Source organism: Achromobacter sp. Marseille-Q0513 (genome assembly GCF_018195695.1).
Lineage (GTDB): Bacteria > Pseudomonadota > Gammaproteobacteria > Burkholderiales > Burkholderiaceae_B > Achromobacter.
Window position 1 is genome coordinate 1 of record NZ_JAGTJY010000307.1, and the last position, 3800, is coordinate 3800.

The 3800-nt window shown below is 67.5% G+C and carries 3 protein-coding genes; all 3 read right to left on the reverse strand.

Translation table 11 applies throughout. The features are described 5' to 3' along the window. Positions 1 to 44 precede the first annotated feature (44 nt). Positions 45 to 881, reverse strand: coding sequence for a copper resistance protein B (locus tag KDH83_RS29940; protein WP_249205452.1), 837 nt, complete (start codon positions 879 to 881; stop codon positions 45 to 47). A 189-nt stretch (positions 882 to 1070) separates the two neighbouring features. Then, positions 1071 to 2885: a copper resistance system multicopper oxidase gene (locus KDH83_RS29945; protein WP_212322506.1), complete on the reverse strand. Its 1815-nt coding sequence runs from the start codon at positions 2883 to 2885 to the stop codon at positions 1071 to 1073. 216 nt (positions 2886 to 3101) lie between these two features. Further along, positions 3102 to 3608 (reverse strand): cupredoxin family protein, encoded by a 507-nt coding sequence (locus tag KDH83_RS29950; RefSeq protein ID WP_349291691.1) that lies wholly within the window; start codon positions 3606 to 3608, stop codon positions 3102 to 3104. Positions 3609 to 3800 lie beyond the last annotated feature (192 nt).

The following is a 3800-nucleotide window of genomic DNA, read 5'->3' on the forward strand; positions in this document are numbered from 1 at the left end:
CCCTGGGGGGAAGCGCGCGAGCGCTTCGGGGGGGGCCAATCCTTCTAGAACCAGAACCGTATGCCGGCCATGATCGCGGTTTGCGAACGGCCGGCGCCGGCCGCGGATGCATAGTCGGCGGTCTGGCCGAATTTCCGTTCGAAGGATACGCCAACATACGGCGCGAACTGGCGCGTGACCTCGTAGCGCAGCCGCAGCGACAGGGAGCCGGAGGACAGGCCGGAGCCGATGCCGCGCTCGGGGTCGCTCTTGCCATAGAGGCTGGCCTCGAGCTCGGGCGTGAAGACCAGCCGCTGCGTCAGCAGCAGATCGTATTCCGCCTTCAGCCCCAGCGCCGTGCGCCCGGATGGGCCGACATAGCCCGTCGCTTCGAGTTCGATCCGGTAGGGCAGCATGCCTTCGATGCCGAACGCCGCCCAGTTGCGTTTGGGGCCGGTGCCGAAATCGCGGCGCGCGCCCAGCTGCAGGTCCCAGAACGGCGTGATCGCGCGGCTCCAGAGCGCCTCGACGCGGCCGCTGGAACCGCCGTTGGCATTCTCGGCCTCGCCTTCGCTCTTGATCGTCAGGCGATTGGTCGCCGTGCCGTACCAGAAGCGGCCTTCCCATTCGCGTGCGTTCTGTCCGTCGCGGTTGCGCGACCAGCCGAACCTCTCGAGCAGCAGCTGCGCCGCTGGCATGTTGTCCATCATCATCATGTGAGGACGGATGCCATAGTTGTCGTAGCCGCGCGCGTCCGAACCGTCGCTGGACGGCAGGCTGCCCACCGGCGGCGCGGCCGGGGACGGCGTCGCGCCATGGTTCATCCCCGGCATGTTGGCATGGTCCATCGTGCCGGATGAGGCGGGCGCGGGCGTGGCGGCGCCGTGGTTCATGCCGGGCATGCTGGAATGGTCCATCGCGCCGGACGAAGCGGGAGCGGGCGTGGCGGCGCCATGGTTCATGCCGGGCATGTTGGCATGGTCCATGCCGCCGGATTGCGCCAATGCGGGGCCGGCCAGGCCGGCGGCCAGCGCCAGCGCGGCACATCGGGCGACGGCGGGAATACGGTTCTGTGTCTTGTGTCGCATCGTCTACTCCACCACGACCGCCCTGAACATGCCGGCCTCCATGTGATACAGCAAATGACAGTGGTAGGCCCACTTGCCGCGCGCATCGGCGCTGACCCGATAGGTCAGGCGCTGCGCGGGGTTGAGCGAAATCGTGTGCTTGCGCACCTGGAAGGCGCCGTCGGCCGATTCCAGATCGCTCCAGAGCCCGTGCAGGTGGATGGGGTGGGTCATCATGGTGTCGTTGACCAGCACGAAGCGCACGCGCTCGCCATGCTTGAGCACGATGGGCTTGGCGTCGGAGAACTTCACACCGTTGAAGGACCACATATAGCGTTCCATGTTGCCGGTCAGATGCAGTTCGATCTCGCGGCTCGGCGGCGTGTTGTCCGAGGGCTCGACCATGGAGCGCAGGTCGGCATAGGTCAGCACGCGTCTGCCGTTGTCGCGCAGGCCGACGCCGGGATCGTCCAGCCGGGTCGACACCACGTCGGGCAGCATGGAATTGCCCACGCCGCGTTCGGCGGGGTAGGGGTGCTTGACCTCCACCATGCCGCCCGAGCCGGCGGCGTCGCCATGGTTCATGCCGGGCATCGCCGCGTGGTCCATGCCCGGCATCGCGCCGTGATTCATGCCCGGGGCGGCCGGCGGGCTGGCCTGGCCCATGCCCGGCATCGCGCCATGATCCATGCCGGCCATGCCGCCGCTCATGTCATGGGCCATGCCCATGTCCATCATGGTCAGCAGCTGGACCGGGTCCAGCGCCGGCACGTCGGCCTGCATGCCGGGGCGCGGCGCCAGCGTGGCGCGCGCGTAGCCGGAGCGGTCCATGGCCTGCGAGAAGATGGTGTAGGCGCGATCCTCGGCCGGTTCGACGATCACGTCGTAGGTCTCGGCCACGGCGATGCGGAACTCGTCGACTTCCACCGGTCGCACGTCCTGTCCGTCGGCCGCCACCACGGTCATTTTCAGGCCCGGGATGCGTACGTCGAAATAGGTCATCGCCGAGCCGTTGATGAAGCGCAGCCGCACCCGCTCGCCGGGCTTGAACAGGCCTGTCCAGTTGCTGGCCGGCGTGGCGCCGTTGGTCAGGAAGGTGTAGGTGGCGCCGGAGACGTCCGCCAGGTCGGTGGGCGTCATGCGCATCTTTTCCCACATCAGCCGTTCCGACACGGCCGCGCCCCAGCCCTTGGTTTCGGCTTCGCGCGCCAGGCTCTGCACGCTGGGACGGATGCGGTTGTAGTAGTCCGGCTGCACCATCAGCTTGCGGAACACGCTCATCGGATCTTCGTCGGTCCAGTCTGACAGCAGCACCACGTGCTCGCGGTCGAAGGCGATTGGGTCGCGCCTGCGCGGCTCGATGACGATGGCGCCGTACAGGCCGGTCTGTTCCTGGAAGCCGGAGTGGCTGTGATACCAGTAGGTGCCGCTCTGGCGCACGTCGAAGCGGTAGGTGTAGGTCTGGCCGGGATCGATGCCCGGAAAGCTCAGGCCCGGCACGCCGTCCATGTCGGTGGGCAGCAGGATGCCGTGCCAGTGGATGGAACTTTGCTCGCGCAGCCGGTTGGTCACGTGCAGCGTGACCGTGTCGCCTTCGCGCCAGCGCAGCAGCGGCGCGGGGATCTGGCCGTTCACCGTGGTGCCGACGCGGGTCGCGCCGGTGAAATTGACCGGCGTTTCGCCGATCTCCAGATGGAACTCGGTGCCGCGCAGTTCGGCCGCCTGCCGCGCGGGCTGCGCCAGCGCCGCGCGCCAGCCGCCCAGCGCCGCCAGCGCGCCGCCGGCGGCCAGGCCCTGAACGAAGCGGCGGCGTCCGATGGGAGGGAGTGTGTCTGTCATTTAGTCATCCACGGTGCTGCGCAAAATCCGCAGCGCAGGAACAAGGGTTGTCTCAATGGGATGCCGCGTAGAGGAGCGATTCGCGTCCACGGCATGGTTGCCATGAACCCTGAGCGCCACCGCGGACCCCACCCGTCCCGAGCAGGGCAGCACGGATCCGGCACCGCCGGTCCGTAGCTGCGCCCCTGGGGGAAAGCGCGTGGCGCTTCGGGGGGCTTACATCACAGTGACTGAACCCTTCATGCCCGCCGCGTAGTGACCGGGCTCCAGGCAGCCGAAGGACACGGTGCCGGCCTTGTCGAAGCGCCACACGATCTGGCCGCTCTTGCCGGCGTCCAGCGAGATGGAGTTGGCTTCCTCGTGGCGCATGCCCGGGTCCTTCATCATCATGTCGTAGTGCGCCTTGAGGTCGGCGTCCGTGCCCAGCACCAGTTCGTGGCGGATCTTGCCGGAGTTGCGCACGTTCAGACGCACGGTTTCCCCGGCCTTGACCTCGATGCGGTCGGGGGTGAAGCGCATGCTGTCGGCCATGTCGACGTCCACGGTGCGGGTGGCGCGGGCGGGGTCGCCGGGCTTGCCGATCGAGGCCGCGGCGGCCGGCATGGCGTGGCCGCCATGGCCGCCGCCGTGTTCGCCGGCCGCATGGGCAGGCAGGGCGAGGCCGATGGCCAGAAGCGCGACGCCGACGGCGGCTTGGGAGGTGCGGAGCAGATTGCCTTTCACGATGGTCCTTTCTTGCAGGAGTGGCGGTGACGGCAATGTAGAAAAAAACCTCTCTTTTACACATATGACGCGGCCCGCGAGAACCCCTGTGGTGGTGTCTGGGGGGGGCCGGCTCATTAAAAAAAAAAAAAAAAGAGCTAGGTAGTGGGGGCGTCACATAGAGTACAGTAAAGATTACGTGCATCGGTGAAA